General features: G+C 68.0%; 30 protein-coding genes and 1 tRNA gene. 15 read left to right on the top strand and 16 right to left on the bottom strand.

What is annotated here, in order from left to right; translation table 11 throughout:
* The first annotated feature begins 88 nt into the window (after positions 1-88).
* The 5 genes from EGT67_RS22760 to EGT67_RS22740 all read left to right on the top strand — a co-directional run bounded on the left by EGT67_RS22760 (position 89) and on the right by EGT67_RS22740 (position 5710).
* Positions 89-1540, top strand: a complete 1452-nt coding sequence (locus EGT67_RS22760) for a catalase (protein WP_127918359.1) — start codon at positions 89-91, stop codon at positions 1538-1540.
* A gap of 198 nt (positions 1541-1738) precedes the next feature.
* Positions 1739-4309, top strand: a complete 2571-nt coding sequence (locus EGT67_RS22755) for a sensor histidine kinase (RefSeq protein ID WP_241566194.1) — start codon at positions 1739-1741, stop codon at positions 4307-4309.
* Between the two features lie 2 nt (positions 4310-4311).
* Entirely contained in the window at positions 4312-4725 is a 414-nt protein-coding gene (locus EGT67_RS22750) for a roadblock/LC7 domain-containing protein (RefSeq protein WP_127918413.1), read from the top strand.
* 6 nt (positions 4726-4731) lie between these two features.
* The gene (locus tag EGT67_RS22745; RefSeq protein WP_127918358.1) at positions 4732-5121 is read left to right on the top strand and encodes a DUF742 domain-containing protein; all 390 of its coding nucleotides are present in this window, start codon (positions 4732-4734) and stop codon (positions 5119-5121) included.
* A gap of 7 nt (positions 5122-5128) precedes the next feature.
* Entirely contained in the window at positions 5129-5710 is a 582-nt protein-coding gene (locus tag EGT67_RS22740; RefSeq protein WP_127918412.1) for a GTP-binding protein, read from the top strand.
* 48 nt (positions 5711-5758) lie between these two features.
* On the opposite strand, the gene EGT67_RS22735 is transcribed toward EGT67_RS22740, so the two are convergent.
* The 7 genes from EGT67_RS22735 to EGT67_RS22705 are packed head-to-tail and all read right to left on the bottom strand — an operon-like array spanning position 5759 to position 9908.
* Complete coding sequence (locus EGT67_RS22735; RefSeq protein WP_127918357.1) at positions 5759-6625, bottom strand: DNA-3-methyladenine glycosylase family protein; 867 nt, start codon at positions 6623-6625, stop codon at positions 5759-5761.
* Positions 6622-7287, bottom strand: a complete 666-nt coding sequence (locus EGT67_RS22730) for an alpha-ketoglutarate-dependent dioxygenase AlkB family protein (protein WP_127918356.1) — start codon at positions 7285-7287, stop codon at positions 6622-6624. Before EGT67_RS22730 ends, EGT67_RS22735 begins: the two co-directional genes overlap by 4 nt.
* Positions 7288-7551, bottom strand: coding sequence for an Ada metal-binding domain-containing protein (locus EGT67_RS22725; protein WP_127918355.1), 264 nt, complete (start codon positions 7549-7551; stop codon positions 7288-7290).
* Between the two features lie 6 nt (positions 7552-7557).
* Positions 7558-8271 (bottom strand): 2OG-Fe(II) oxygenase, encoded by a 714-nt coding sequence (locus EGT67_RS22720; RefSeq protein ID WP_127918354.1) that lies wholly within the window; start codon positions 8269-8271, stop codon positions 7558-7560.
* Positions 8268-8855: a methylated-DNA--[protein]-cysteine S-methyltransferase gene (locus EGT67_RS22715; protein WP_127918353.1), complete on the bottom strand. Its 588-nt coding sequence runs from the start codon at positions 8853-8855 to the stop codon at positions 8268-8270. Before EGT67_RS22715 ends, EGT67_RS22720 begins: the two co-directional genes overlap by 4 nt.
* Positions 8852-9358, bottom strand: coding sequence for an RNA polymerase sigma factor (locus EGT67_RS22710; RefSeq protein ID WP_127918352.1), 507 nt, complete (start codon positions 9356-9358; stop codon positions 8852-8854). The genes EGT67_RS22715 and EGT67_RS22710 overlap by 4 nt, the downstream gene beginning before the upstream one ends.
* Positions 9359-9404: 46 nt before the next feature.
* Positions 9405-9908, bottom strand: a complete 504-nt coding sequence (locus tag EGT67_RS22705) for a methylated-DNA--[protein]-cysteine S-methyltransferase (RefSeq protein ID WP_127918351.1) — start codon at positions 9906-9908, stop codon at positions 9405-9407.
* Between the two features lie 151 nt (positions 9909-10059).
* Here EGT67_RS22705 and EGT67_RS22700 point away from each other — a divergent pair, with 151 nt between their 5' ends.
* Entirely contained in the window at positions 10060-10206 is a 147-nt protein-coding gene (locus EGT67_RS22700; protein ID WP_421958157.1) for a hypothetical protein, read from the top strand.
* Positions 10207-10249: 43 nt separating this feature from the next.
* Positions 10250-10753 carry an SRPBCC family protein gene (locus EGT67_RS22695; protein WP_127918350.1) on the top strand — a complete coding sequence of 168 codons (504 nt, stop codon included), beginning with the start codon at positions 10250-10252 and terminating at the stop codon, positions 10751-10753.
* Here EGT67_RS22695 and EGT67_RS22690 read toward each other — a convergent pair.
* From EGT67_RS22690 to EGT67_RS22675, 5 genes are all read right to left on the bottom strand, one after another.
* A complete protein-coding gene (locus EGT67_RS22690; protein ID WP_127918349.1) occupies positions 10750-11232 on the bottom strand; it encodes an Lrp/AsnC family transcriptional regulator in 483 nt (160 codons plus the stop codon). The two genes, EGT67_RS22695 and EGT67_RS22690, sit on opposite strands and share 4 nt — an antisense overlap.
* A gap of 11 nt (positions 11233-11243) precedes the next feature.
* Positions 11244-12095 carry a universal stress protein gene (locus EGT67_RS22685; protein ID WP_127918348.1) on the bottom strand — a complete coding sequence of 284 codons (852 nt, stop codon included), beginning with the start codon at positions 12093-12095 and terminating at the stop codon, positions 11244-11246.
* A 113-nt stretch (positions 12096-12208) separates the two neighbouring features.
* Complete coding sequence (locus EGT67_RS22680) at positions 12209-13666, bottom strand: wax ester/triacylglycerol synthase domain-containing protein (protein ID WP_127918347.1); 1458 nt, start codon at positions 13664-13666, stop codon at positions 12209-12211.
* A 309-nt stretch (positions 13667-13975) separates the two neighbouring features.
* A complete protein-coding gene (locus EGT67_RS25510; protein ID WP_277750169.1) occupies positions 13976-14101 on the bottom strand; it encodes a hypothetical protein in 126 nt (41 codons plus the stop codon).
* Positions 14102-14116: 15 nt separating this feature from the next.
* Positions 14117-14335 (bottom strand): hypothetical protein, encoded by a 219-nt coding sequence (locus EGT67_RS22675; RefSeq protein ID WP_127918346.1) that lies wholly within the window; start codon positions 14333-14335, stop codon positions 14117-14119.
* An 885-nt stretch (positions 14336-15220) separates the two neighbouring features.
* Here EGT67_RS22675 and hppD point away from each other — a divergent pair.
* Positions 15221-16396 (top strand): 4-hydroxyphenylpyruvate dioxygenase, encoded by a 1176-nt coding sequence (gene hppD, locus EGT67_RS22670; protein ID WP_127918345.1) that lies wholly within the window; start codon positions 15221-15223, stop codon positions 16394-16396.
* A gap of 68 nt (positions 16397-16464) precedes the next feature.
* Here the strand turns inward: hppD and EGT67_RS22665 are convergent, their stop codons facing one another.
* Positions 16465-17277, bottom strand: coding sequence for a mycofactocin-coupled SDR family oxidoreductase (locus EGT67_RS22665; protein WP_127918344.1), 813 nt, complete (start codon positions 17275-17277; stop codon positions 16465-16467).
* A 163-nt stretch (positions 17278-17440) separates the two neighbouring features.
* On the opposite strand from EGT67_RS22665, the gene EGT67_RS22660 reads away from it, so the two are divergent.
* From EGT67_RS22660 to EGT67_RS22645, 4 genes are all read left to right on the top strand, one after another.
* Positions 17441-17514 (top strand) — tRNA-Met (locus EGT67_RS22660).
* Between the two features lie 110 nt (positions 17515-17624).
* Positions 17625-18098 (top strand): DUF309 domain-containing protein, encoded by a 474-nt coding sequence (locus EGT67_RS22655; RefSeq protein WP_127918343.1) that lies wholly within the window; start codon positions 17625-17627, stop codon positions 18096-18098.
* A gap of 17 nt (positions 18099-18115) precedes the next feature.
* Positions 18116-18760, top strand: coding sequence for an LON peptidase substrate-binding domain-containing protein (locus EGT67_RS22650; protein WP_127918342.1), 645 nt, complete (start codon positions 18116-18118; stop codon positions 18758-18760).
* 64 nt (positions 18761-18824) lie between these two features.
* The gene (locus EGT67_RS22645; RefSeq protein ID WP_127918341.1) at positions 18825-19271 is read left to right on the top strand and encodes an SRPBCC family protein; all 447 of its coding nucleotides are present in this window, start codon (positions 18825-18827) and stop codon (positions 19269-19271) included.
* Positions 19272-19277: 6 nt separating this feature from the next.
* Here EGT67_RS22645 and EGT67_RS22640 read toward each other — a convergent pair whose 3' ends face one another.
* Complete coding sequence (locus EGT67_RS22640; RefSeq protein WP_127918340.1) at positions 19278-20252, bottom strand: alpha/beta hydrolase; 975 nt, start codon at positions 20250-20252, stop codon at positions 19278-19280.
* 92 nt (positions 20253-20344) lie between these two features.
* Positions 20345-20986 (bottom strand): TetR/AcrR family transcriptional regulator, encoded by a 642-nt coding sequence (locus EGT67_RS22635; RefSeq protein ID WP_127918339.1) that lies wholly within the window; start codon positions 20984-20986, stop codon positions 20345-20347.
* A gap of 200 nt (positions 20987-21186) precedes the next feature.
* Here EGT67_RS22635 and EGT67_RS22630 point away from each other — a divergent pair, with 200 nt between their 5' ends.
* Together EGT67_RS22630 and EGT67_RS22620 are read left to right on the top strand one after the other, a co-directional pair.
* Complete coding sequence (locus EGT67_RS22630; protein WP_127918338.1) at positions 21187-22377, top strand: phosphotransferase family protein; 1191 nt, start codon at positions 21187-21189, stop codon at positions 22375-22377.
* A gap of 278 nt (positions 22378-22655) precedes the next feature.
* The gene (locus tag EGT67_RS22620) at positions 22656-23636 is read left to right on the top strand and encodes a tyrosine-protein phosphatase (protein WP_127918337.1); all 981 of its coding nucleotides are present in this window, start codon (positions 22656-22658) and stop codon (positions 23634-23636) included.
* 60 nt (positions 23637-23696) lie between these two features.
* On the opposite strand, the gene EGT67_RS22615 is transcribed toward EGT67_RS22620, so the two are convergent.
* Entirely contained in the window at positions 23697-24842 is a 1146-nt protein-coding gene (locus tag EGT67_RS22615; protein ID WP_127918336.1) for an alkaline phosphatase family protein, read from the bottom strand.
* Between the two features lie 118 nt (positions 24843-24960).
* Here EGT67_RS22615 and EGT67_RS22610 point away from each other — a divergent pair, with 118 nt between their 5' ends.
* A complete protein-coding gene (locus EGT67_RS22610) occupies positions 24961-25968 on the top strand; it encodes an NAD(P)H-dependent glycerol-3-phosphate dehydrogenase (RefSeq protein ID WP_127918335.1) in 1008 nt (335 codons plus the stop codon).
* Positions 25969-26046 lie beyond the last annotated feature (78 nt).

Here is a 26046-nt window from a genome sequence, read left to right as displayed (position 1 = left end):
GCACTCCACCGATGATGCTCTGCAGCCCAACACTTTCGGAGCGTCGTCTCTACTGCACGGACACCGTGACTCGTAGGGAAGGAATGAGATGGCGAACTACACAACCGACGACTCCGGAATCCCGGTACCCAGCGACCAACATTCGCTGACCGTCGGACCCGACGGGCCGATCCTGCTCCAGGACTACTACCTGATCGAGAAGATGGCCCAGTTCAACCGCGAGCGCGTGCCCGAGCGTCAGCCACACGCCAAGGGCGGCGGCGCGTTCGGCACCTTCGAGGTGACGAACGACGTGAGCGCCTACACCAAGGCCGACCTGTTCCAGCCCGGCAAGAAGGTCGAGATGCTGGCGCGCTTCTCCACGGTCGCCGGCGAGCGGGGCAGCCCGGACACGTGGCGCGACCCCCGGGGCTTCGCGCTGAAGTTCTACACCGAGCAGGGCAACTTCGACATGGTCGGCAACAACACCCCGATCTTCTTCGTCCGCGACCCGATGAAGTTCCAGGACTTCATCCGGTCCCAGAAACGGCGGGCCGACAACAACCTGCGCGACCACGACATGCAGTGGGACTTCTGGACGCTCTCCCCCGAGTCGGCGCACCAGGTGACGTGGCTGATGGGTGATCGCGGCATCCCCCGCTCCTGGAGGCACATGAACGGCTACTCGAGCCACACGTACATGTGGGTCAACGCCGCGGGTGAACGATTCTGGGTGAAGTACCACTTCAAGACCGACCAGGGCGTCGATTTCCTCACCCAGGAGGAGGCCGACCGGATCGCGGCGACGGACGCCGACTTCCACATGCGCGACCTGTGGCAGTCGATCGAGCGGGGCGAGTACCCGACGTGGACGCTGAAGATGCAGATCATGCCGTACGAGGAGGCGAAGACCTACCGGTTCAACCCGTTCGACCTGACGAAGGTGTGGCCGCACGGCGACTACCCGCTGATCGATGTCGGCACCATGAAACTCGATCGCAACCCCACCGACTACCACTGCGAGATCGAGCAGGCCGCGTTCGAGCCCAGCAACTCGGTGCCCGGCACCGGGCCGAGCCCGGACAAGATGCTGCTGGGCCGGTGGTTCTCGTACCCGGACGCGCACCGGTACCGTATCGGCTCCAATTACAAGGAGCTGCCGGTCAATTCGCCGCATGCGGCGCCGCTGGCGTCGTACACCAAGGACGGTCAGTTGCGGCACCACAACCGCGGCGATCCGGTGTACGTGCCGAACTCGAAGGGCGGGCCTCACGCCGACGTCGCGGTGTCCGGCGAGTCCGCGGGCTGGTACAGCGACGGCGAGATGGTGCACCAGGCGTACACGCTCCGCAAGGACGACGACGACTGGGGGCAGGCCGGCACGATGGTGCGCAAGGTGCTCGACGACGCGGCCCGGGACCGGTTGGTGTCCAACATCGTCGGGCATCTGCTCGACGGCGTCACCGAACCGGTGCTGGTGCGGGCGTTCGACTACTGGCGCAACGTCGACAAGGACCTCGGCGACCGGGTCGAGGAGGGGGTGCGCGCCGGGCAGGAGTGATCTACAGGAACGCCGGACTCGCCCACAGATGGAAGAGGGCGGACGGAACAGCAGACGTCGCGTCACCGATTTCGCCGTTCCGCCCCTCCCGAGATCCATCTTGTGGTAGTTCCCAACAGAGCGCCGATGTCCCGAACAGGGATGTCGGCGCTGCGAGTTCCTGGGCGAGGGGCTGCGAGTCGACACCACCACCCCTAGGTGTCAAAAACCAAGGGGCCGACCGGATCGAGCGAAAATCGGGGCGGTGAGGCCGAGGTATACATCCGAAATTCGGTCAGCTATATTGCCCCGATGTTGAAAGTGCGCCTCGGCATCCGAGCCCGGATCCTGGCCATCGCATTGGTGCCTAGCGTGGCATTGCTCGGAATCGGTGTAGGAACCGCGGGTTACCTGATTCGTGAGGGTCGCGAGTCCAAGCAATGGGCGGAAGTGAACCAAGAAGCGGTGAGCCACGCTCGCGATGTGGTTGCCTTGGTAGAACAGGAGCGGATGCTGTCGCTGTGGCAGCTGTCCGGTGAACAGAGCGATCCGGCCGCGCTCGACGCAACACGGAAGAAACTCGACGCCGCGTTTGTCGAGCTGGCTCGCTACTCATCGGAGCTGCAGACCCGGTCGAAGGGCGCCATGGGTGCCGACACGGGTGGGTTCGACACCTTGAGCGCCAGCATGCCTCAGATTCGCGGTCAGATCGACGCAGGACGAATGCCGATCGAGCAAACATACGGCATCTACAACCAAATTCTCGATGCGGTTGCGCTCGGCAGCAACCAGATCACCTCCAACGCGCCCACCGCCCAGGTCGGCGTCGCACTCCTCAATGCCGTGCGCACCCTCCACGCGATGGAGGATATGTCACGGTCCGCCGCGCTCACCGCTGCCGAACTGAACGGACGGCTCAGCGGCGGTCCACTGCGTAACGACTATCGAAATCTGGTCGGGTCCTATCGGACCGCACTTCCGCAGCTCGTCGCCGATCTGGGCGCCGATCCAGCAGCTGAGAAGATCCGGGCAGCACTCGAATCTCCCGGCTGGCAGCAGGTGGCCGCGATGGAGGACTACCTCATCAATCCGCCGGAGCTGGACAAAAACGGTGACGTCCCGCCACCGCCAATGACCTTCGCCGAGTGGAGTTCCGCGCAGGAACAGTTGTCCGCGCCCGTGATCGACGCATGGAAGAGCCTGAACGACCATGCGAACCAGATCGCTGCCGACGAGGGCGAACGCACGGCGGAGAACTCACTGTGGGCGGGTGCGGCTGTGCTCGCCCTTGCGCTCGTGGCCTTCCTACTCTCGCTGTGGCTGGCCAACCGGCTGATCGGGCGGCTCAAGCGCCTACGCACGGAAACGCTGGACCTGGCGGAGGTCGAACTGCCCGAGACCATGCGCAAGCTGGCCGCGGGCGAGCAGATCGATCCCCAGGCTGCGCACCTGGACTTCGGTGACGACGAGATCGGCTCGGTGGCGAACGCATTCAACCGCGCACACACGGCCGCCGTGTCTGCCGCGGTCACCGAGGCCCGCACCCGCGAGGGTGTGCGCGCGGTGTTCCTCAATCTCGCCCACCGCAGCCAGATGGTGGTGCATCAGCAACTCGAGGTCCTCGACGAGGCGGAACAACGCCAGGAGGATCCCGCCATGCTCGACGCATTCTTCCGACTCGACCACCTGGCGACCCGTCAACGCCGCAACGCCGAGAACCTCGTCATCCTCGGTGGCAGCCAGCCCGGCCGCCAGTGGCGGAGTCCGGTGCCGCTGGTCGATCTGGTGCGTAGCGCGATCGGCGAGAGCCTCGACTACAAGCGGGTGCACAACCGCCGCATGCCTCAGGTGTTCATCGTCGGCAACGTGGTTGCCGACCTCATCCACCTGCTCGCCGAACTGCTCGACAACGCAACGGCGTTCTCCCCGCCGCAGTCGCGCGTCGAAGTGAGCGGCAACGTGGTCGGCAAGGGTGTCGTGATCGAGATCAGCGATCAGGGCATGGGAATGCCCGCCGAGGAACTCGACCGCGTCAACGAGATGCTGCGCAATCCACCGGATTTCGGAGTCGAAACACTTTCGGAAACGTCACGCCTGGGCTTGTTCATCGTTTCGCAGCTGGGGGTGCGGCACGGAATCAGTGTGCAGCTGAGCGAATCCGAGTACGGCGGCATTCGCGCCATCGTGCTGGTGCCGAACTCGGTGGTCGCCTCCGATACGACACCTGTGGTCGGCGATGTGCCGGATCGGTTCGCCGACCATCGGCCAGAGGTGCGGACTGCCGGCGTGCTGCCGGATCTCGACTCTGCCGAATCAGCTTCGACTGCGGTGGGTGTCGCAACACTGGCACCCACCACCCCGGCGCCTCCCATCGAACAGCCAGTGCAGTCGGTTGCCCCGGAGCGGGCGTGGTCACACCTCGACCGCGTCGACAGCTCGCCACAGGCCGAGTACACGGAATATTCCGCGACAACCGCATGGGACGAGGTGCCGACCCCGGCTGCCGAACCGGCGGCCTCCACCCCGCAACCGTTGCTCGACAACGGCGGTGACGGTCGCCCGAACCTGCCTCGCCGTCGCCGGCAGGCCAGTCTGGCACCGGAGTTGGCGCATGATCCTCAACCCGAGCCCGAGCCCGAGACCGAGACGCAAGCGCTGCAGCTGCAACGATCGGCGGAGCAAGCACGAGATCTGATGTCCGCCATCACGTACGGTACCCAGCAGGCTCGACACTCGGCACCCCCGCCCGAGTATGCAATCTGGGACGAAATGAAAGGTGATGGAAGGTGAACGTGACGACTTCGAACTCAGCTGATCTGAACTGGCTTCTCGACGATCTAGTCAATCGTCTCGCCGGGGTGCGCTATGCAGTCGTGCTTTCCACCGACGGGCTGCTGCTGGGCCGATGCACGACCATGAGCCGTGAGGATGCCGAGCACTTCGGTGCCATGTCGGCCACTCTGTACGGGCTGGCACGCAGCGCGGGACATCGCTTTCAAGGCGGCAGCGTTCGCCAGGCCGTCATCGAACTCGAGAAGGCGGTGCTGTTCGTGACGGCGGCCGGACGCAACGCATGTATCGCATTGCAGGCCAACGACACCGCAAATCTGGGTATGGTCGCGTACGAAATGAACATGACTGTGCAGCGTGTAGGTAGCTATCTGTCCACCGATCCTCGCCACAGCGCGACGCAGCGGGGAGCATAGGTTGCCGTGACAGGTATTGGTCAACCGTTGTTCGACGATGCGGCCGGACCTCTGGTCCGCCCGTACACCGTCACGCGGGGCCGCACGATGGGCGCGGGACACGATCTCGACATGCTCACGCTTGTCGTGACCGTGTCCCCCACTCCGCGACTGCGGCACATGGAATCGGAGTACGCGGAGATCGTTCAGCTGTGCCGTCTCGCGCAGTCGGTGGCCGAAGTCTCGGCGCACCTGAATCTGCCTCTGGCGGTGACCAAGATCCTGGTCGGCGATCTCATCGCCGAGGGAGTACTGAACTTCCGGGCTCCCGCCAGCGCTGACTCCTACAACGACATTAGCGGGATCGGCGACGTGAAAATTCTGCAAGCCGTACTCGATGGAATCCGAAAGCTGTAGACAACACATGCATGACAATGCGTCCTCAGCCGACCTGGCTGCTTCGGTCAAGATCCTCGTAGCCGGCGGATTCGGAGTCGGTAAGACCACGATGGTGTCCTCCGTCAGCGAGATCGCACCACTGCGCACCGAAGAGACGATTTCCGAATTGTCCACCGGCATCGACGATTTGTCGGGCGTAGAAGGTAAGACCACGACCACCGTGGCCCTGGACTTCGGTCGTATCACGATCGATGACAGCCTCGTGCTGTACCTGTTCGGCACGCCTGGACAGGACCGATTCTGGTTCCTTTGGGACGAACTGGTGCGTGGGGCCCTCGGCGCCGTTGTTCTCGCAGATACCCGCCGGCTCGAGAACTCGTTCGCTGCCATCGACTACTTCGAACGGCGCGGTGTCTCGTTCGCGATCGCGGTGAACTGCTTCGACAGCTCCCAGGCCTACACGATCGACGAGGTTCGCGACGCACTCGACCTCGATGCCAAGACCCCCATCGTGCTGTGCGACGCGCGTGACCGCGAATCGTGCAAGTCCGTATTGATCACGCTCCTCGAACACCTCATCTACCAAGTCAGCACCTCGGTGGCCTGAACCCACCCGACCCCGCGAGTCAACCGGGCAGTACCGGGCAGGGTTGATCTACAGGAACGCCTGACTCGCCCACAGATGGAACACGGCGTACGCCCGCCACGGCCGCCACGGCTCCGATGCCGCGGCGGCCTCGCGCGCAGTCTTCACCCCCAACGCGCGCCGCAGCACGAGGTCGCCGGACGGGTAGGCGTCACGGTCGCCGAGCACCCGCACCGCGAGATAGTCGGCGGTCCACGGGCCGATCCCCGGCAACGCCAGCAGGCGGGCGCGGAATTCGGTCGGGTCGGCGTCGGGACCGAGGTGCAGCCCGTCCGCCGCGGCCTCCGCGAGCGCCTGGACGGTGCGGGCGCGGGCCCCGGTGAGGCCGACGGCCTTCTGGACGACCAGCGGATCGAGTTGGGCGAGTTGCTCCGGATCGGGGAAGCTCACGAACCCGTCGAACTCGGTCGGGGTACCGAACGCTGTCACGAAGCGCGATCCGAATGTCCTTGCCGCCGACAGCGACACCTGCTGGCCTAGGACTGTCAGCACGGCCGTCTCGAAGCCGTCGACCGAACCGAGGATCCGCAGCCCGGGCCGCGCGGCGACGTGATCGGCGAGCAGCGGATGCGCCCCCAGCGCCGCATCGACGGTCTCGGTGTCGGCATCGAGATCCAGCCACCCGCGCACCAGCGCGTCGACATGCGAGACATCGTCCGGATGCGACGCGCGCACGGTCGCCGTGACGTGATCGGTGCCGTCGAACCGCACGCTCACCACCGCCGGCCCGTGCGGGGCCGGGACGACGCGGGTGTGGGTGCCGCTCTCCGGGTCGTGGCGCTCGAGTCCGTCGACGGCGTGCGCGGCCAGGGCGCCGAGCATCGGGGCGGTGGTGAAGGGCGGGCGGAAGGGGAGGCTGAGGGTATGGGCTCTCATCGCGTGTCCTCCAACCCGGTGACCCGCAGCGTGATGTTGAGGCGGCCGCGCGTCAGCCCGCACTCCGGATCCGCGGTGCCCGGAAACGTCTTCGGCACACCGTGGTACGCGAAGCGGGACGGACCACCGAACACGAACAGATCCCCCGAGCACAGTTCGACGTCCGTGTACGGCTTGTTCCGGGTATCGGGGTTGCCGAACCGGAACGTGCACGTGTCGCCGATGCTCAGCGACACCACCGGGGCGTCCGCCCGCTCCTCCTGGTCGCGGTGCATACCCATGCGGGCGGTGTCGTCGTAGAAGTTGATCAGCGCCGCGTCGGGGTCGTAGGACGCTCCGGCGGCGGGATCGCCGTAGGCGTCGGCGACGGCGCGTCTTCCCAACTGCGCCAGCCACTCCGGTACCGGCAGCACCCGTCCGCCGCCGGCGTCGTCGGCGATCCGGCTGTAGCGGTACGGCTGCCAGTGCCAGCCCAGGCAGACCGTCCGCACCGACATCGCGTGTCCGGTCGGCAGTCGGGCCGCCCGCATCGGCACCGGTCCGCGCGCCCACTCGCGGCACGCCCCGACCAGGTGGCGCTGTTCGTCGGTACCGAGCCAGTCCGGAACCAACACGGCACCGGGGGCGACCGCGCGACGGGGCCGGGGAATGAGCGCCGACACCTACCGACTTCCCTTCCGGCTGTAGGCCTTCCACACGTCGTACTTCCGACGCAGGCACACCGCGCACGGCCGGTAGCCGGCGGCGATCGCGGTGTCCTCGTCGGCGAAGAAGACGCGTTGCGTCACGTAGCCACCGCGGGCGATGGCACGGGCCGCGCCGGGGCAGTCCAGCGTGCCGTAGATGCGATCCTTCCGGTGACCGCCGAGCGTGCCGGGAGTGGCGCTCTCGTACGGCTTCCCGTCCCTACCGATCAGTGTGTACATGGCCGGTCACTCCGCGTCGTGCAGGACGAGGCCGAGGGTGCGCCGGGCACCGCTGCGCACCGTACTTACGCCATGCCGCATCGGGGCCGCGGACCATCCTCGCGTCGACTGCACCGGGCGGTCGTTGGTGGTGAAGGCGAAGGCGTGCCCCTGCCGCAGCACGGTCGCGGTGCCGCGGGACTGCGCCCGGGCGCGCTGCTCGACGAGCAGGAACTCGCCGCCCTCGTGGTCGACATCGGGTTCGTCGAGCCCGATCACCACCTGCAGCGGAAACACCAACTCGCCGTACAGGTCTCGGTGCAGGGCGTTCCAGTCGCCCGGTCCGTACCGCAGGATCAGCGGGGTGGGCCGCACCTGCCCGGCAGCGTGACACATCACGAGCCACTCGTCGAGAGTGTCGGGCCACGGCGCCGGGCGACCCAGGCGCCACGCCCACTCCCGCGCCACCGGAAGCAGTTTCACGTAGAACACCGACCGCAGCTCCGCGATCGACGCCGGCAGCGGGTAGTCGAAGTAGCGGTACTGGCCGGAGCCGTAGCGGTGCTGCGCCATGTCGACCGTCGACCGGAACAGGCCCGCGTCGTCGTAGAGGTCGGCGACGGCGCGGCACTCGGCGGCGGTGAGGACCGGACGCACGCTCTGCGCGCCCCCGGACCGGTCGAGTTCGTCGAGGAGGGGTGTCCAGTCGAGCGCCTCGACGCGCTCGGTGAGCGTGGTCATGCCGCCTCCAGGGTCAGCAGGGCGCGCTTGGTGTCGGCGCCGCCCGCGTACTGACCCATGCTGCCGTCGCTGCGCACCACCCGGTGGCACGGCACGAACAGCGGCAGCGGGTTGGTGGCGCACGCCGTGCCGACGGCACGGACGGCGCGGGGGCTGCCGGCGGCCTCGGCCACCTGCGCGTAGCTGGCGGTGCTGCCGTACGCGATGTCGGGCAGTCGGGTGAGCACCGCACGGCGGAAGCCGCTGGACAGCCGCAGGTCCAGCGGGACGTCGAAGCGGGTGCGCCGGTGTTCGAAGTACTCGTCGAGTTGCCGGGCGGCGGCGTCCAGCCGGGCCGGGGCCTCGAGGATGCGCGGGCTCACCCGCTCGGCCAGCATCGCCAGTACCGCGTCGTGGTCCTCGCGCGGGTACGCGACCCGGACCAGTCCGACGTCGGTGGCGGCGAGCAGCAGCCGTCCGACGGGGGTGTCGACGGACCGGTAGGCGAGGTCGAGCAGGCCGTCGCGGTCGGCGGCGGCGGCGAGGCGGGCGTGCAGGCGGCTCAGGTCCGCAGGGTCCACGCTCGGGGTGGGGAGGACACTCATCGGACGGCTCCTTCCTGTGCGAATGGTGCGGTGTCGGCCGGGTAGGTGCGGCGGAGCCGGGCGATGCCGTCGGAAGCGGCGCGGCGGGCCGCGTCGGTGCTGTTGCCGAGGATCGCCGCGACCTCCGCGTACGGGAGTCCGGCCAGGTGGTGGTAGACGACGGCGGCCCGCTGCGTGAACGGCAGGTCGGCCAGCGCGTCCCACAGTTCGTGGTTCCACGTGCCGGGCAGGTCCCGCGGCGACGCCCGGTCCGGCAGGTCGTCGGTCGGGACGGGCGTCCGCTGCCGCACCCGGTGCACGTCGACGGCCTTACGGTGCGCGATGGTCACCAGCCACGCCTCGACATTGGCGGTCGGCGCCAGGTCGGGGTACGCCCGCAGCGCCGCCAGGAACGTCTCGGACCAGGCGTCGTCGGCGTCGACGGGACCGAGCAGTGCGCGGCACACCCGCAACACCACCGGCCCGTGCTCGGTGACGATGTTCTCGAACGGTTTCAGTCCCACACCGGGTAGACGCTCCGGGGCGCCGGAACGTGAGGTTCGATCCGCGTCAGAACAGTCCATCCTGGATTCCCACGGACGCCGGGCTCTCCAGATCCAGCAGGAACTGCTTGCGCTCGAGCCCGCCGGCGTAGCCGGTGAGCGAGCCGTCGCTGCCGACCACGCGGTGGCACGGGACGATGATGCCGATCGGGTTCCGGCCGTTGGCGGCGGCGACGGCGCGGATCGCTGCCGGGTTGCCGAGATGCTCCGCGAGCTGCATATACGTCCAGGTCTCGCCGTACGGAATGGTCCGCAGCGCGGCCCACACCCGCTGCTGGAACTCGGTGCCCCGCGGCGCGAGCGGCACCGTGAACTCGGTCCGATTGCCCGCGAAGTACTCGGCCAACTGCGCGGTGACGTCGTCGAAGCCGGTGTCGACGCGCGGGCCGAACCGCCCGCTGTCGGGCAGGTGCCGCTGCAGGTGCATGTACAGCCCGCACAGGCCCTCGGGGTTGCGGACCAGTGTCAGCGGCCCGACGGGCGAATCGACGACGGTGTGTTCGGCATCCACGATTCCGATCCTCCCAGCAGGCACCGACACTCCGCGATGCTCGGGCACGATGTGCGGATGCTGCCGCGCGTGCCCGCCCCGTCGTCGTTGCTCACCCAGGTGTGGAAGGCGGCGCGGTGGTCCGTCGACACCGCCGAGTTCGTCGACGGAGGTGGTCGTCGGGTCGGCGGCGCGGTCGGCCGCCGTCGCCGACGAACTGCTCGAAGTGGTCAAGGACGTGCGGCAGGCGATCATCGGAGTTCCCGGATTCGGCTTCTTCCGCCGCCGCGGGGAGGACAAGCTGGGTGAGGGCGAGTGAAAAGGCGCGCCCACCCGGCCTCGACGTAGGGAAGGCAGAGCCGATGGATCCACAACCGCAAGGCGCCCTCGACCGCGCACTCGACGGGGTCGACCTGCGCATCACGCGTACGTTCGACGCACCGATCGCCGACGTCTGGGCCAGCATCACCGAATCGGAGAGGACCGCCACCTGGTTCGGCCCGTGGGAGGGAGAGCCGGGCGCCGGCAACACCATCCGCGTCCAGTTGGCGTTCGAGGAGGACAAGCCGTGGAGTGAGATGCTCATCGACGGATGCGAACCGCCGCGGCACCTCGCGCTGTCCGTGACCGATCCGGGCGGGTCCTGGCGCCTGTCCGCCGATCTGCGTGAGGTGGACGGGGCCACCGAGCTGAGCCTCACGCACCACGGCATCCCCGTCGACACAGTCGCCGAGGTGGGGCCCGGATGGGAGTACTACCTGGACATGCTGGTCGCGGCGCGGCAGGAGCGGGCGCTCCCCGAGTTCGGGGACTACTTCCCAGCGCAGAGCGAGTACTACCGGGCGCTGGCCGCCGACCTCGGCTAGCGCTCGACCGACTTCGCGAGCAGCGGCAGCGCCCGGAACGGCACCACCTCCGACAGCACCACCACCGACACCGACCGCGCGACCGTCGCCGAGTGGTGCAGCTCGATCAGCAGGGCCTGCAGGTCGTCGTGCGACGCCGCGGCCACCCGGCACAGGACGTCGCCGACGCCGGTGGTCGCCCACGCCTGGACCACCTCCGGGTACTCCTCGAGTTCCTTCGTGAGCTGCCCCAGCGAGCCCTGCGCGATCTCCAGCGTGACGAACGCCTGGACGGGGTATCCGGCTGTGCGCAAATCGATCTCGGGTCCGTACCCGGTGACGACACCGGCCTCCTCGAGGCGGCGCAGCCGGGCCTGCACCGTGGCCCGCGCGATGCCGGCCTGCCGCGACAGTTCGAGCATCCCGATCCGCGGTTCGGCGCGCAGCCGCGCGATCAGGTCGACGTCGAGCGCGTCGAGTCGGTGCCCACCGCGGTCCATGACACTGCCGGTCAGGGTGCGACGCGGGAGCGGGCGATGATCACCGGGCACTGTGCGTGGTAGAGCAGCGATTGGCTGGTGGACCCCAGCACCGCCGCCTCGAACCCGCCGAGTCCGCGACTGCCGACGACGATCACCCGGGCGGTCGCACTGAGCGACACCAGGTGCTTGGTGGGCCCGGCCTCCGCGATGACGGTTTCGACCTGCACCGACGGGAACTTCGCTCCCCACGTGGCGATCAACCGGTCGATTCGGCCGCGCGCCTCCTCGTCGGCCTCCTTGCTGCCGCGGCGGCGGCGCGCGTGGATCGCCATCATCTCGGCGTGCCGAATGGACGCCTCCTGCATCGCGGTCCCGACGACGATGTCGGCGCTGTCGGAATGGTCGACGCCGGCGATGACCGCGCCGGATGTGGGCGGTACGGGGCTGCCCTCGGCGCCGCGGACCACCGCGACCGTGCACTTGGCGTGGTGCGCGAGCGACAGCGCGGTCGAGCCGAGCACCATGCGGGCGAAGAATCCGGTGCCGACGGAGCCGACGACGAGCAGGCTCGCGTGTTCGGACAGATCGACGAACGCCCGGTTGACGCGGCCGCGGAGAAGTTCGACCTCGACGTCGACGGTGTAGTCCTCGACGGTGGCCGCCTCCCGGGCCGACTTCAGCGCGTCGCGCCCGAACGCCTCTTCCTCTTCGAGATCGTCGGCGACGAACGGGAAGTCGTTCTCGGTGTCGATGACGTGCACCAGTTTGAGCGGCACCTTGCGGGCGTGCGCCTCGACGGCGGCCCACTTCACGGCATGGATCGCGGCGTCGGATCCGTCGACGCCCACGATCACCGGCCTGGTCTCGTTAGCTGGTGACATCGTCCACTCCGATCAGCTCGTGTGGTGCGGCACGTTCGGTATCAGACTAGCGGCGAAGACGCGCGGGCGGCGCGAGCTCGAGCAGGCAGGTTGTGCACCTGTGGTAGATCCGGTCAAGAGGCAACCTCTTCGGACCGACTCGGTTTCGTCGTACCGGCCGCGGCCTCCTCGAGTTCGGCGAGACTCGTACGAACCAGGTCCAGGTAGTGGTCCAGGTCGGGCATCGTCGCCGAGTCGGCGACCACGGTGAGCATCAGGTTGCCACCGGCAGCCGTGACGACGAAGTGACGCAGGCCGTCTCCGTCGACAGGCGGTTGGGCACCGATCACCGCCGCGGCCGGTGCGCCGTTGAGTGTGAAGCCCTCGATCGAGAAGGGCATGTTGCTCACCATCGTGTGCTGATAACGCGGGCGGGTCAGGTCCGGGGTGATCTTCTTGCGCGAGTACGCCATCAGCCTCAGGAGCGGCGGCGGAGCGGTCGCCATCGAGGCCGCCTGTCGTCGGACTGCGATATTGGAGGTGCGGATCTTCTCCGACGTGGACGACCGGGCAACGCGGACAACCCGGTCGAGGGGATCCGTGATGTCGGTGTGCATGTCGACGCCCATGACGGCCAATTGGTTTGCCGACTCCCACGCCTCCACCTTGCGCATGGATCGTGGGACCATCGCGACGAGCGAACCCTCGTGGGGCTCGCCCTTCTCGGCCAGGTATCTCGCCAGAGCGCCCCCGACTACGGCAAGCAGAACATCGTTTGCGGTGACATCTGGAACGGATTCCCTGACAAGGCGAATCGCGCTCGCGGGCAGAGTGATCGGCGCAAGGGAGCCGAACCCGCTCACCGTGCCGTTGAACCGGATGGCGGGATGTTCGACGTTCTCCATCCACTGACCGGACTTCGCGGCGTCGTTCACTGCATGGACGGCGGCGCGGTTGCCTGGAACGTCCTTGGCGAAGCGATACAGCTGGCGGGGAAGTCCCAGCACCGACCTGGCGAACATGCGTCCCCGCAGGAAACGCGTAGCCGGCACACGGCTCGCCGGACACACCTCGTCCGAGAAGATCTTCTCGGCCAGCTCCAAGACCGCGAGCCCGTCACCCGCACTGTGGTGGGCCTTGAGCACCACAGCGGTCAGCCGACCGGGGTGTCGGTCGATCCCGGTGATGCCGGTGAGGAAGTGCAGCTCCCACGGCGGGCGGGTGAGGTCCATCCGCGAGGTCAGCAGGGTGTCGAGATGCTGTTGCACTGGCGCCCAGCCGGATTCGGTGATCACTCGTACCCGGACGTGCTCGTCCAGATCCAGGTTCGCGATCGGCTCCCAGTAGGGGTGCGCGAGGCCCAACGGCACACGGCGGATCCGGTGCGTGAACATGCGGTTGTGACCGAGTCGCGCGGCCACCCAATCGGCGGCGTCGTTCTGTGACAGTTCGGCTGCCGGCTGCTGCGATGTGTCGAAGAGATACACGGCAAGCAGGTGGCCGAGATGTCCGTCCGACTCGTTGTAGACGAAGTCGGCGTCGCGTGGATTGAACTGCTCGATCCCCGCGACCGGCCGTTCGGACGAAGGCATGGACACTCCCATCGGCTGGACTGCAATTTCCGATTTCCCCCACGCCCGGAAGAATCATTCGTTCGACAAACACGAAACCGAGGCGTCCCGCGCCCGCCATAGGGCGCGAGAGCCTCGGTTTCGCAGAGCGAGCACGAGGACACTCACCACCGTCAATGGCGGCATTATGTCTCCTACTCACGCCGATCCGGGCTACTTCTGGGGCGGATTCTTGAGAATCTTGCTTCCCATGCCGACCAATCCCAGCGCGTTGGCAACGTAGCTGAGCATCCCGTTGAGATACGTCTGCAACATATCGAATTCCTTTCGCTAGATCGGGAGGGGCGGGTACGGGTTCAGGGACAGGGCATTCAGGTACTGAGCGAACGTGGCCACGAGGTCGACGGACCCGAAACCGACCAGATCGGAACTGTAGGTGAGAGATAGATCGAACATGTTTTCCCTTCCTTCTTACTGTCCGCCGATGGAGCCGAGGACCGTTCCGACAGAGCCGAGGGCTGCGTCGAGGCTTCCGGCCACAGCCGACGAACCCGCAGGCCACAGGGCGATCACGCCACCGACGACATTGAAGATCGCATTGACGATGCCGTTGAGCCCATTACCGATGGGCGCCGCCAGAGAACCCACGTCAACACTCGTGACGAGGTCAACAAGACTTCCGGTATCCACTACGATTCACTCTCCTTACGAATTTTTCGATTTGCTGTCGTCAGCCGGCTCAGCCGGGCATATTCCAGGCGAAGTCGACCGACAGCTGCAATGGCATGAAAGCAAGATAGCCCGTGATCATCTGTACGAGTTCGTTCGTCAGAACGGGGGCAAGCGATCCCAGCTTCATTCATCCACTCCTATTCTCAGAGATTGGTGCGACGACACGCGCTGCGGTCAGCTCATTTCGAGCAGGCCACCCAGGGAACCGGTGAGGCCTACGACTCCGGGCATCCACGATCCGCTCCACACATCGGTCAGGAGACTGTTCAGCATGGTCGCTGTTGCGTTCAGAAACGACACACTCATTCGAAATCCCACCCTCTCTGTCGGTATTGAAACCATTCCTCGAACATCCGCCCGGCGTCGCCCCCCACCTTCTACAGAGCGATATCGAGCAGCACACAGAACACTCCGGAAGAACCCACACTCGGGATCCTGATCACGCCTCTCGGACCCCCTCGCGGTCGCGATTGAAAGGAAACTAGCGCAGACAGATCCACCTCGGGATGATTTTGACCGAAACATTCCGGCGGTCGCATTTCCGCATCATAACCCCAGGTCAACGGGTCATTGAGGGTCGCTCGAGGTCGCGGAAGGCTTGGCCGGCCGACTCCAGGCTCAAATTGCACTGGCGCTCAATTGGGGAAAGTGGTCGACGGAAGAAAAGAATGTACTGCAGTGCAATATCTAAGATCGACACGATGCTCCCGGTATACAAACTGCGCACTCCACGGGGCCCGTGCTGACACAGATTGCCCAGTCTGGACAGTCGAACCTGCGGATGTTGCCGACACGAGGAGGGCGCGGTGTGATCGAGACACGCCGTCAACGGGAGGTCCAGTCATGACCGTCGACCAGTCCCTCAGCCGCCTCGACGACGCGGCGCTGCGCCAGCTCCTCGGACTCGTCGAACACGATCCGTCCGCGGATCCGTTCCCGGTGGTCGGCTGGGACGCGATCGTGTGGGTGGTGGGCAACGCGACGCAGGCCGCCTCCTACTATCGCGCCGTGTTCGGGATGGACCTCGAGGCGTACTCGGGGCCCGAGACCGGCAACCGCGATCACCGCGCCTTCGTACTGCGCAGCGGCGCCGTCAGATTCGTGCTCACTGGCGGCGTCGACCCGGACAGTCCCCTGCACGACCACCACCACCGGCACGGCGACGGCGTCTACGACGTCGCGCTCGAAGTCACCGACGTCGACCGCTGCATCGCGCACGCCCGCGGCCAGGGGGCGCGCGTCCTAGTCGAACCGCACGACGTCAGCGACGAACACGGCACCGTCCGCACCGCGTCCATCGCCGCCTACGGCGAGACCCGGCACACCCTCGTCGACCGCTCCCGCTACACGGGCCCCTACCTGCCCGGCTATGTCGCGCGCACGGGCACGTCGGGATCGACGCCGCAGGTGATCCAGGCGCTCGACCACGTGGTCGGCAACGTCGAACTCGGCAAGATGAACGAGTGGGTGGACTTCTACCACCGCGTCATGGGGTTCACGGATCTCGCCGAGTTCGTGGGCGACGACATCGCCACCGAGTACTCCGCGCTGATGAGCAAGGTGGTCGCAAACGGTAACCACCGCATCAAGATTCCGCTCAACGAACCGGCCGTGGGCCGCAAGCGATCCCAGATCGACGAATTCCTCGAGTTCTATCGCGGGCCCGGATCGCAGCACCTGGCGCTGGCGACGTCGGACATCCTCGACGCCGTGGACCGGCTGTCGGCGGCGGGCGTCGAGTTCCTACAGACGCCGGCGTCGTACTACGAGGATCCGGCGCTGCGGGCCCGGATCGGGGAGGTGCGCGTGCCGATCGACGAACTCGAGCGGCGCGGCATCCTCGTCGACCGCGACGAGGACGGCTACCTGCTGCAGATCTTCACCAAGCCGATCGGCGACCGGCCGACGGTGTTCTTCGAACTCATCGAGCGGCACGGCTCGCTCGGGTTCGGCAAGGGCAACTTCCAGGCCCTGTTCCTCGCGATCGAACGCGAGCAGGAGCGGCGCGGAAACCTGTAGGCGCTCCGCGCCCGTGCGTCTTTTCGGTAGTTGGGACTACCAGAAGGGCGCACGGGCGGCGCAGCCGCCTAAATGGACGTGATGCCCAGGTCCAGCGACATCTGGGAACCGGTGACGGTGCGCGACCGGTCGCTGGCGAGGTACAGCACCGCCTCGGAGACGTCGTCGACGCTGCACTTGTCCAGCCCGGCGAGCGGCCACTTGTAGTTGTCGAGGTAGCGCGGGTACTGCATGAGGATCTTGCCAACGTTGGCGTCCTGGCCCATCGGGGTGTCCACCGCGCCCGGGTGGATCGAGTTGACGCGAATACCGAACTCGCCCAACTCGATCGCTGCGGTCTTCGTCAGGCCCACCAGGCCGTGCTTGGCGGAGGTGTAGTTCGACGTGCCCGGGCTGGCCTTGATGCCGGCCGCCGAACTGACGACGACGATCGAGCCGCCGCGGCCGCCGTCGATCATCGCGGGCACCGCCGCCTTGAGGGTGCGCCACACACCGTTGAGGTTGATGTCGATCATCGTGGTCCACTGCTCCTCGGGCATCTCCCAGAAGCGGTTCCACGTCGAGATGCCGGCGTTGGCGACCACGATGTCGAGACGACCGAAGCGCTCCACACCGGCGTCGACGGCGGCCTGCAGCGCCGCCTGGTCGCGCACGTCGCCGATCGCGGTGACGATCTCGCGGCCCTCGGCGCGCACCAGGCGGGCGGTCTCCTCGAGATCCTCGGGCGTCGCCGCCGGGTAGCCGACGTCGTCGGACACGGACGCGCAGATGTCGAGCGCGATGATGTCCGCGCCCTCGCGTGCGAAGCGCACCGCGTGGTTGCGCCCCTGTCCGCGTGCCGCGCCTGTGATGAAGGCGACCTTGTTCTCGAGCAGTGCCATGCGAATCCCTCCGGATCCCTCGTCGTGCAGTATCTCCGCAGATTAGGGCCGTGATCGAGCCGGTTCGGGGCGCTTTCCGGTGACCGGGACCACAGACGATCCGACCCCCGAACGGGCACGTGGTCAAGGCGCCCCGAAATGTCGTGTAGGCTGAACGTACCGACGCGGGGTGGAGCAGCTCGGTAGCTCGCTGGGCTCATAACCCAGAGGTCGCAGGTTCAAATCCTGTCCCCGCTACAAATGAGAGACCCGGTATCGCACCAGCGATACCGGGTCTTTTCTTTGCCCCGATGCGGGCGCCGCACTGCCCCTCCCCCGACACCCCTGTCGGCGACTAGATTGCTTCTATGGCCGACCGCGATCGGGACACCCTCGGCAAGCCGCGCAACGCCCGGCCCCGGGACCGTCTGGGCCGGCCGCTGGAGTGGGGCGAGGAAGGGTTTCCGACGATGCCCGACGACCTGGACCTGGATCCGAACGAGGCGATCACCGAGGCGCAGCGCCTGCTCGACCACGACCTGCCGTTCCACGCCCACGAGGTGCTCGAGTCCGCGTGGAAGAAGGCGCCGCAGGAGGAGCGCGGGCTGTGGCAGGGCCTGGCGCAGTTGGCGGTCGCGGTGACCCATCAGATGCGCGGCAACCCGGCCGGCGCGGTGTCGCTGCTGCGCCAGGGTCGGCACCGCATCGTCCCGTACGAGGTGGACCCGCCGCACGCCCTCGACATCACCGGCCTGGTGGCGTGGGCCGATCACCTGATCGTGGAACTGGATCGAGACACCCCGCCCGACACGGTCCCGGTTCCCCGTCTCCGGATGCCCTGATGAGCGATCCTGGTCAAATGACCGTTATGCCGATGTTTCCCCTCGGTTCCGCACTGCTGCCCGGGGAACGGCTGCCGCTGCACGTGTTCGAGCCCCGCTACCAGGCGCTCGTGCGCGACTGCCTGTCCGCGACCGCGGGGCCGCGGTTCGGCACCGTCCTCATCGCGCGCGGCCACGAGGTGGGCGGCCACGACGCCCGACACGACATCGGCACCGCGGTGCGCATCGTCTCCCACGTCGGCATCGGCGACGGCCGGTGGGCGCTGGACTGCGTCGGCGAGGAGCGGATCCGGGTGCGGCACTGGCTCGGCGACGATCCGTACCCGCAGGCGGTGGTCGAGCCGTGGCCGGTGGGCGCCGCGGGACGCGTCTCCGACGGCCAACTCCAGCACCTCACCGACAAGATCACCGAGCTGTACATCGTGCTGACCCGCATCCGCGAGCTGCGGGACACGCCGCCGCCCGCGCCGCCGCGCATGTTCGACGTGCTCGAGCAGCCCGGCGACCACCTGTACGCGCTCGCGTCGTGGGTGCCGATGGGCGCGGCCGACAAGTTCGCGGTGCTGGCCGCCGAGACCGCGGACGACCGGCACCGGGCCGTGGCCGACGCGATCGACAACGCCCGCGAGATCGCCGAATTCCGGCTTTCGGGACGCCGGTGACGGGGGTCACATCCGGGGTGTACTAACGTCCGATCTCCGGGGAGTTCACGGGAGGGAGGAACTCATGATCCACGTACGACACAAGGCGGTCGCGGTCGTTCCGGTCGATCTGGCGTTCGCGCACATCGACGACTACCGGAACGTGCCCGACTGGATGTTCGGCATCAGCCGGTTCGACCCGATCGGCGATCTCGACCAGGGGTTGGGGGCGCGCTACGACGCCGCGATGCAGATCGGCCCCAAGGCGCTGAGGTCGACGGTCGAGATCACCGAGTGGGAGCAGGACCGGCTCATCACACTGACGTCGGTCGCCGGCTTCGGCAACCGGTCGAGCTGGATGTTCGCCCCGGTCGACGACGACCGCACCGAACTGTCCGTCGATTTCGGCTACGAGCTGCCCGGCGGGCTGGCGGGCCGCGCGCTCGGCAAGCTGATCGAGCCGTTCGTCGTCACCGCGATCCGGCAGACCGAAGCGAGCCTGCGCGCCCGGATCGAGGCCCTGGGATCGTAGCGGCGCTCACGCCGAGTGCCGGCCGCGATAGCCCAGTGAGCGGCGGACGAAGTCGAGGCTGAACGCGATCGTCATCGACGCCTCGTTCAGCACCGTGCCGAACACCGGGTAGGCGTGGATCTGCCCGCTCCACACGTGGGTCTCGACGGCCTGCCCGGCGTCCTCGAGCATGGCGGTCATCGCCTCGACGTCGGGGCGCATCAGCTCGTACTGCGCGACGCTGAAGAACACCGGCGGATACAGGTGCGGGTCGGCCTCGATGGGCGAGTCGGCCCCGGCGATCGGCTCCGGACCGCCCGCCCACAGATCCTTCAGGTTCGCCACCTGACTCATCGGCAGGTACGCGTCGCGACGCATGTAGTCCGGATCGTGCTTCTCGAGGGCCAGGTTGAGCAGCGGCGAGTAGCCGATCACCGCGGCGGGCGTCACCATGCCGCGCGTCGCGGCCAGCTCGGCGACCTTCATCGCGAGGTACCCGCCGGCCGAGTCCCCGGCCAGGATGATCTTCGTCGGGTCGTCGCACTTGCCGAGCAGCTCGGTGTACGCGGCCATCGCGTCGTGGATCGAGGTGCCGATGCCGCCGTACGGCAGCTGCCGGTACTCGACCGAGACCACGGGGACCCCTGCCCGCGCGGCCAGCACCGAGCAGAGGCTCCGGTGACTGGCCAAGCCGCAGAACACGAAGGCGCCGCCGTGGAAGTAGAGGATCGTGGCACCGGCCAGCGAGTCCGCCGCCCTGCGGGGATGGGTGATTCGCTCGCTCGGAACCCCGCCCAGCGTCATGGGTTCGACGACGACGCCATTCGGCCGCGGCAGCCGATCCACCACCTTCTCGAGCCGTCCCAGCACGGCGAGCCCGCGATCGGTCATGGGCCACGTGGCAAACAAGGGTTTGACGAAGATGCGGGCGAACCAGAACACCAGCCAGGCCCGCAGGCTCACCTTCCAGTGCCGGATGATCGTCGTCTCGCGCGTTCGCATACTGCCCCCAGTCGTCCTCCGCACAGGGATGGCCTGGTCCACCCCGTCCGCCACGATAGAGTCCGACGCCTCCCGGCGCAGCGACTCGCTCGTCACACTTGGCGGAGCGGTTCCCGCTCGCTCGAGGTCGTCGGCCCCGCCGCAGGTAGGACACCGTTCAGCACGATGTCGACGAGCGTCGACGCGAGCCGCTCCTGGTCCTGAACATCCCGGGCCGACTGCGCGAAGATCGCGGCGCCGGCGATGACGTCGAGGAGGGTGTCCGCGTCGATGCCCTCGCGCACTTCGCCGGCGTCGACCGCCCGGGCGATCCGGTTGCCGAGTTCCTCACGGACCACCTCGAGTTGGTCCGTGGTCAGTGCCTTGCGCAGTTCCGGGTCGCTGCGGCCCTCGCTCATCAGCCCCGGCACGGCCTCCCGCGCCGCCGCATCGCCGAACAGCGCGACCGCGCCGTACGTCAGTCGGCCGATCTCCTCGGCGATCTCGACGTCGTCGGACACGGTCTCCGACTCCATCACCGGATACACCGCGTCGTGCACGATGTGCGCCTTCGACGGCCAGCGCCGGTAGATGGCGGGCCGCCCGGCACCGGCGCGTGTGGAGATCGCGTCGATCGTGGTCCCGGCGTAGCCGTTCTCGATCAGCAGCTCCCGCGTCGCCCGCAACACCGCCTCGTCGATCGCAGGATCTCGTTGCGGCCCAAGCCGATGCTGCGCCTGCCGCTTCCTGGACATTCCACCGAACCCCTTGCGTCGCGTTGTGACGGCCGTTACATTATTTAACAACCCAGCCGTTACAGGTTGTAACGACTAGAGCCTACCGCGCCCGTCGACACTCCGGGAAAGCGGAACGAAAGACCTCTGTACCTGCTCTGCTGCAACGCTTTTCAACGCCTGAGGGGCCCGCGGGCTCCTCCGACCGTCCAAGGGGCGCTATGAGTTCCGAGTACACGACCGACGATCAGGACTTCTCCGAGATGTCCCGACCCGTCGCCTCCCGCACCGACCCCGGCGAACTCGCCGCCCGCCTGCAGACCTGGCTGGGCACCAAGCTCCCCGCCGGCGCGGACCCCGAGGTCACCGACGTGCAGGTCCCGGCCGCGAACGGGATGTCGAACGAGACGATCCTGTTCGACGCGCTGTGGAACGAGGACGACGAACGACGCCACCACTACCTGGTCGCCCGCATCGCGCCCGCGCCGTCGGGGGTGCCGATCTTCCCCACCTACGACCTGGACCAGCAGTACCAGGTGATCAAGGCGGTCGGCGCGCACTCGTCGGTGCCGGTGCCGCGCGTGTACTGGTCCGAAACCTCCCCGGACGCACTCGGCGGCGAGTTCTTCGTCATGGAACGACTCGACGGGCAGGTCCCACCCGACGTGATGCCCTACAACTTCGGCGGGTCCTGGCTGTCCGAGGGCTCGCCGGAGGAGCGCCGGCGCCTGCAGGATTCGTCGGTCCGGGTGCTCGCCGACCTGCACGCGATACCCGCACCCGCCCAGGTGTTTCCGAGCCTGTCGCCGGTGGAGGGCGCTGGCGAGGTCACCGCTGACGTCACGCTGCGCGCGCATGTGGACGGCCAGCGCCGCTACTACGAATGGGCCACCGAGACCGGCCCGCGTTCACCGCTCATCGAACGCGGGCTCGACTGGCTCGACAACAACTGGCCCACCGTCGCCGGGCCGGCCGTGCTGTGCTGGGGCGATTCGCGGATCGGGAACATCATCTACCGCGACTTCGAACCGGTCGCGGTCCTCGACTGGGAGATGGCCACCCTCGGCCCCCGCGAACTGGATCTCGGTTGGATGATCTTCATCCACAGGTTCTTCGAGGACCTCGCCGGTGTCGCCGGGCTGCCCGGCCTCCCGGGCTTCCTGCGCCGCGACGACGTCGTGGGCACCTACCGCGACCTCACCGGCCATCGTGCAACCGATCTCGCCTTCTACACCCTCTACGCCGCCCTGCGGCACGCGATCATCATGTTCCGCGTCCAGAGCCGGGCCGTCGCGTTCGGTCAGGCCGAAGCCCCCGCCGACCCCGACGACATGATCCTGCACCGCAAGACGGTCGAGGAGATGCTCGACGGCTCGTACTGGGCCCGCGTCGCCGGGCAGGAGGTCGCGTGATGCTCTCGCCCACGCCACCGGCGCCTGAACCGACCGCTCGCGCGAACCGGAATGGCTCGGCCGGCCCGAGCACGACCTGACGTTCGTCCCGGCGGCAACGGCAAACCCGACGAGATCCTCACCGTCACACGCGAACCGGCACTCCCCCACTACCTCGGCCTCCGCTCCGGCCCCTCGAGGTCGGAATCATCGGTCCCTGCGACCGATACGGATTCACCGGCGCCGCCGACGTCACCCCCCTGAAACACACACCGCTCCACACAACGAAAGGAACCGAAATGAAGGCAGGCTCCAGCCCGTTACACGTGCGGACCACGCGATCCGCCACCGCCCTGCTCCTCGCCGGAGGAATGCTCCTCTCCGCCAACACGATCGCCTCAGCACTCGATCTCGGTTCGGCTGGCACCGGTTCGCTCGGCTCGCTCGGCACCGGTTCGCTCGGGTCGCTCGGCACGGGATCCGCTGAGACACCGCTGGATCCGACTGCGAAGCTGACCTCGATCGCCAACTTCCGGGACGTCGCCGGGAACGACGGTCCCGGGTACGCCGCCACGGGCGGTGACCACCTGAGGCGCGGTGTCATCTACCGCTCGAACGCACTGTCGTCTGCCAGTGACGCCGACCTGGCGACACTGTCGTCGCTGAACATCAAGCACATCTACGACCTGCGCGGTCCCACCGAGATCAGCAATCCGCTCGTAGGTGGTCCCGACAAGGTCCCGGCGGGCGCCATCTACAAGAACATCCCGATCGAGTTCGGCGACCTGGTCACGCTGGCTTCGACGATCAAGTCGCCCGAGCAGGGCCGGCAGTTCATGATCGACGCCAACCGCAGCTACGTCACCGATCCGGCGAAGCGCGCGGGCTTCAAGCAGGTGCTCACCGACATCGCGAACAGCGACGGGCCGGTGATCTTCCACTGCAGCGCCGGCAAGGACCGCACCGGCTGGACCGCCGCGATCCTGCAGAGCCTGGCCGGGGCGGCGCCCGCGACGGTCATGGACGACTACCTGCTCAGCAACGAGTACCTGGCCGAGACCACTGCCGCCACGCTCGCACAGATCCGCGCGGCGATGGGGCCAGCTGGTGAGCAGGTCGCGCTCAACCTCACGCCCGTCCTGGCCGTCGACAAGAGCTACCTCGAAGCCGGACTCGCGCAGATGCACACCACCTACGGCGACGTGAACGGGTACCTCACCAAGGGCCTCGGCCTCGACGACACGACCATCGCGAAGCTCACGCACAAGCTATCGGCGTAGATCACCCACCGGGCCGTGGTTCGGACGGTCACGAACGATCTTCCGTCCGAACCACGCTCGTCACACCTGCAGTAGCGGAACCAGCAGTTCGTCGTCGGTGAGCGCACCGTGCTGACCGCTGAGCATCGACATCCTCGGCTCCACCTCGGTGCGCACCACGGCCGTCCCGCCGCGGGCGATCGCCACCACGTCACCGATCCGGCGCAGCGCGGCCGGCGTCGGGTCCGGCCCGATCAGCCCGGCCGCCACGACGTCGTCGCGGGTCCCGACCCAGGCTCGCTCTCCGAGCACCTCGCGCCAGCGGCGCAGCACCGCGACGGCCCGACCGGGTTCGGCGTGGACGTACCGGCAGCGGGCCTCGCCGGTGAGCGCGGCGACCCCCTCGGACAGGTCGGGCGTGGTGTCGAAGTCGATCCGGTCCGACGGGTCGACGACGGCCATGCCGTGGTCGGCGGTCACCAGCAGTTCGACGTCGGGGCCGAGTCGGGCGACGAGGTCCTCGACGAACCGGTCGACGATCGTCAACTGCGCCACCCAGCCCTCGGTCCCGGGCCCGTACACGTGCCCGAGGGTGTCCATCTGGCTCAGGTAGCAGTAGACGAGCGTCCGCTCGCCGGCCGTCGCGGCGTGCACGGTCGAGTGCAACAGGTCGCCGTACGCGACGGTCCCGACGAATCGGGCGCCGCGCAGCGTGGCGCGGGTGAGGCCACTGCCCGCGAACTCGCGCGGCAGCACCGTCGTCGCGACCACCCCCGCGGCCGTGGCCCGCTCGAAGACGGTGGGGTACGGCTGGATCCGCTCCGGCACCACCCGCGCCGACGCGTCGCGCCGATCGCCCACGCGCTGCCAGCGCAGCCAGTTGAACGGCCCGCCCGCCTCGGCGACGTCGGAGACGTAGCCGGTGACGCCGTGCCGGCCCGGTGGCAGACCGGTCCCGAACGACGCCAGCGACGACGCGGTGGTGGTCGGGAATCCGGCCCGGATCGGACGCCCCTCCACGCCGTTGAGGAAGGGTGCGGCATCGACGTTGCGGCGCAGCAGGTTCCAACCGAGACCGTCGATCAGCAGCACCACCGTCCGATCGGTCTCCGGCAGCCCGAGGCGGTTGCGCTCGCCCGGGACACCGCACGACGCGAGCGCCGACGGCAGCACGTCGGCGAGCGCGGGCTCGGCGTACACGTCGTGTAGCGGCAGGTCGTCCGACACGTACCCGACTGTAGGCGCGGACCGGTGTCGAGTTCGGGGAATCGGCACCGCGAATCCGCCCGGAGTGCCAACCTGAAGTCATGACCTGCCACGACGTCCGCGCACGAGGTGATCGCTGATGGCCCGACCAGTCCGCGTGGTGGTGCTCGGCTCCGGGTCGTGGGGGACGACGGTGGCCGGACTCGCGTCCCGGAACACGCCCACGCTGGTGTGGGCGCGGCGCCCCGAGACGGCCGACGAGATCAACACCGTGCACCGCAATTCGCAGTACCTCGGCGATCACGTCCTGCCGGACGGCCTGCGCGCGACGTCCGACATCGTCGAGGCCGCGAACGAGGCCGACGTGCTGGTGGTGGGGGTGCCGTCGCACGCGATCCGCAGCACGCTCTCCGAGATCTCCAACGAGGTCCGGGCGTGGGTGCCGGTGCTCTCGCTCGCGAAGGGCCTCGAGCCCGGCACCCGGCAGCGGCCCACCGAGGTGATCTCCGAATGCCTGCCGGGCCACCCGGTCGGGCTGCTGGCCGGGCCGAACATCGCCACCGAGATCGCCGACGGTATGGCGGCCGCGGCCGTGGTGGCCACGCAGGACGAGGACGTCGCGACCGCGCTGCAACCATTGTTCGCGTCCAAGGTCTTCCGCGTGTACCGCAACACCGACGTCCTGGGCTGCGAACTCGGCGGTGTCCTCAAGAACATCGTGGCGATCGCGTCGGGCATGGCGGACGGCCTCGGGGTCGGCGACAACACCCGCGCGATGGTCCTGGCCCGCGGGCTCGCGGAGATGACCCGCCTGGGCGAGGCGATGGGCGCGAATCCGCGCACGTTCGCCGGGCTCACCGGGGTGGGCGACCTGATCGCGACGTGCATGAGCCCGAGGTCGCGCAACCGGCGCGTCGGCGAGGCCATCGCGCGCGGGCTCACCGTGGAGCAGGCGGTGGTGGAACTCGGACAGGTCGCCGAGGGCGTCAAGACCGCCCCGACGGTGATGGAACTGGCCCGCGACTACCGCGTCCCGATGCCCATCGCGGCGGAGGTGGAGGCGGTCGTGGCCGGTCGGCACACGCCCGCCGAGGCCTACCGTGGCCTGCGGAAAGTCCAGCCGGGGGGCGAGGACGAGGTCGCGTGAGCCGCCCGACCGATTTGTCTTGAACATCGTTCAAGTTGCACACTGCTGACGTCAGGCGGTGAGGGAGGCGCTGCGCAG

The organism is Prescottella agglutinans (genome assembly GCF_004011865.1).
GTDB lineage: Bacteria > Actinomycetota > Actinomycetes > Mycobacteriales > Mycobacteriaceae > Prescottella > Prescottella agglutinans.
Note: the sequence above shows the minus strand (reverse complement) of the source record. Positions and strands in the feature narration are given on the sequence as shown.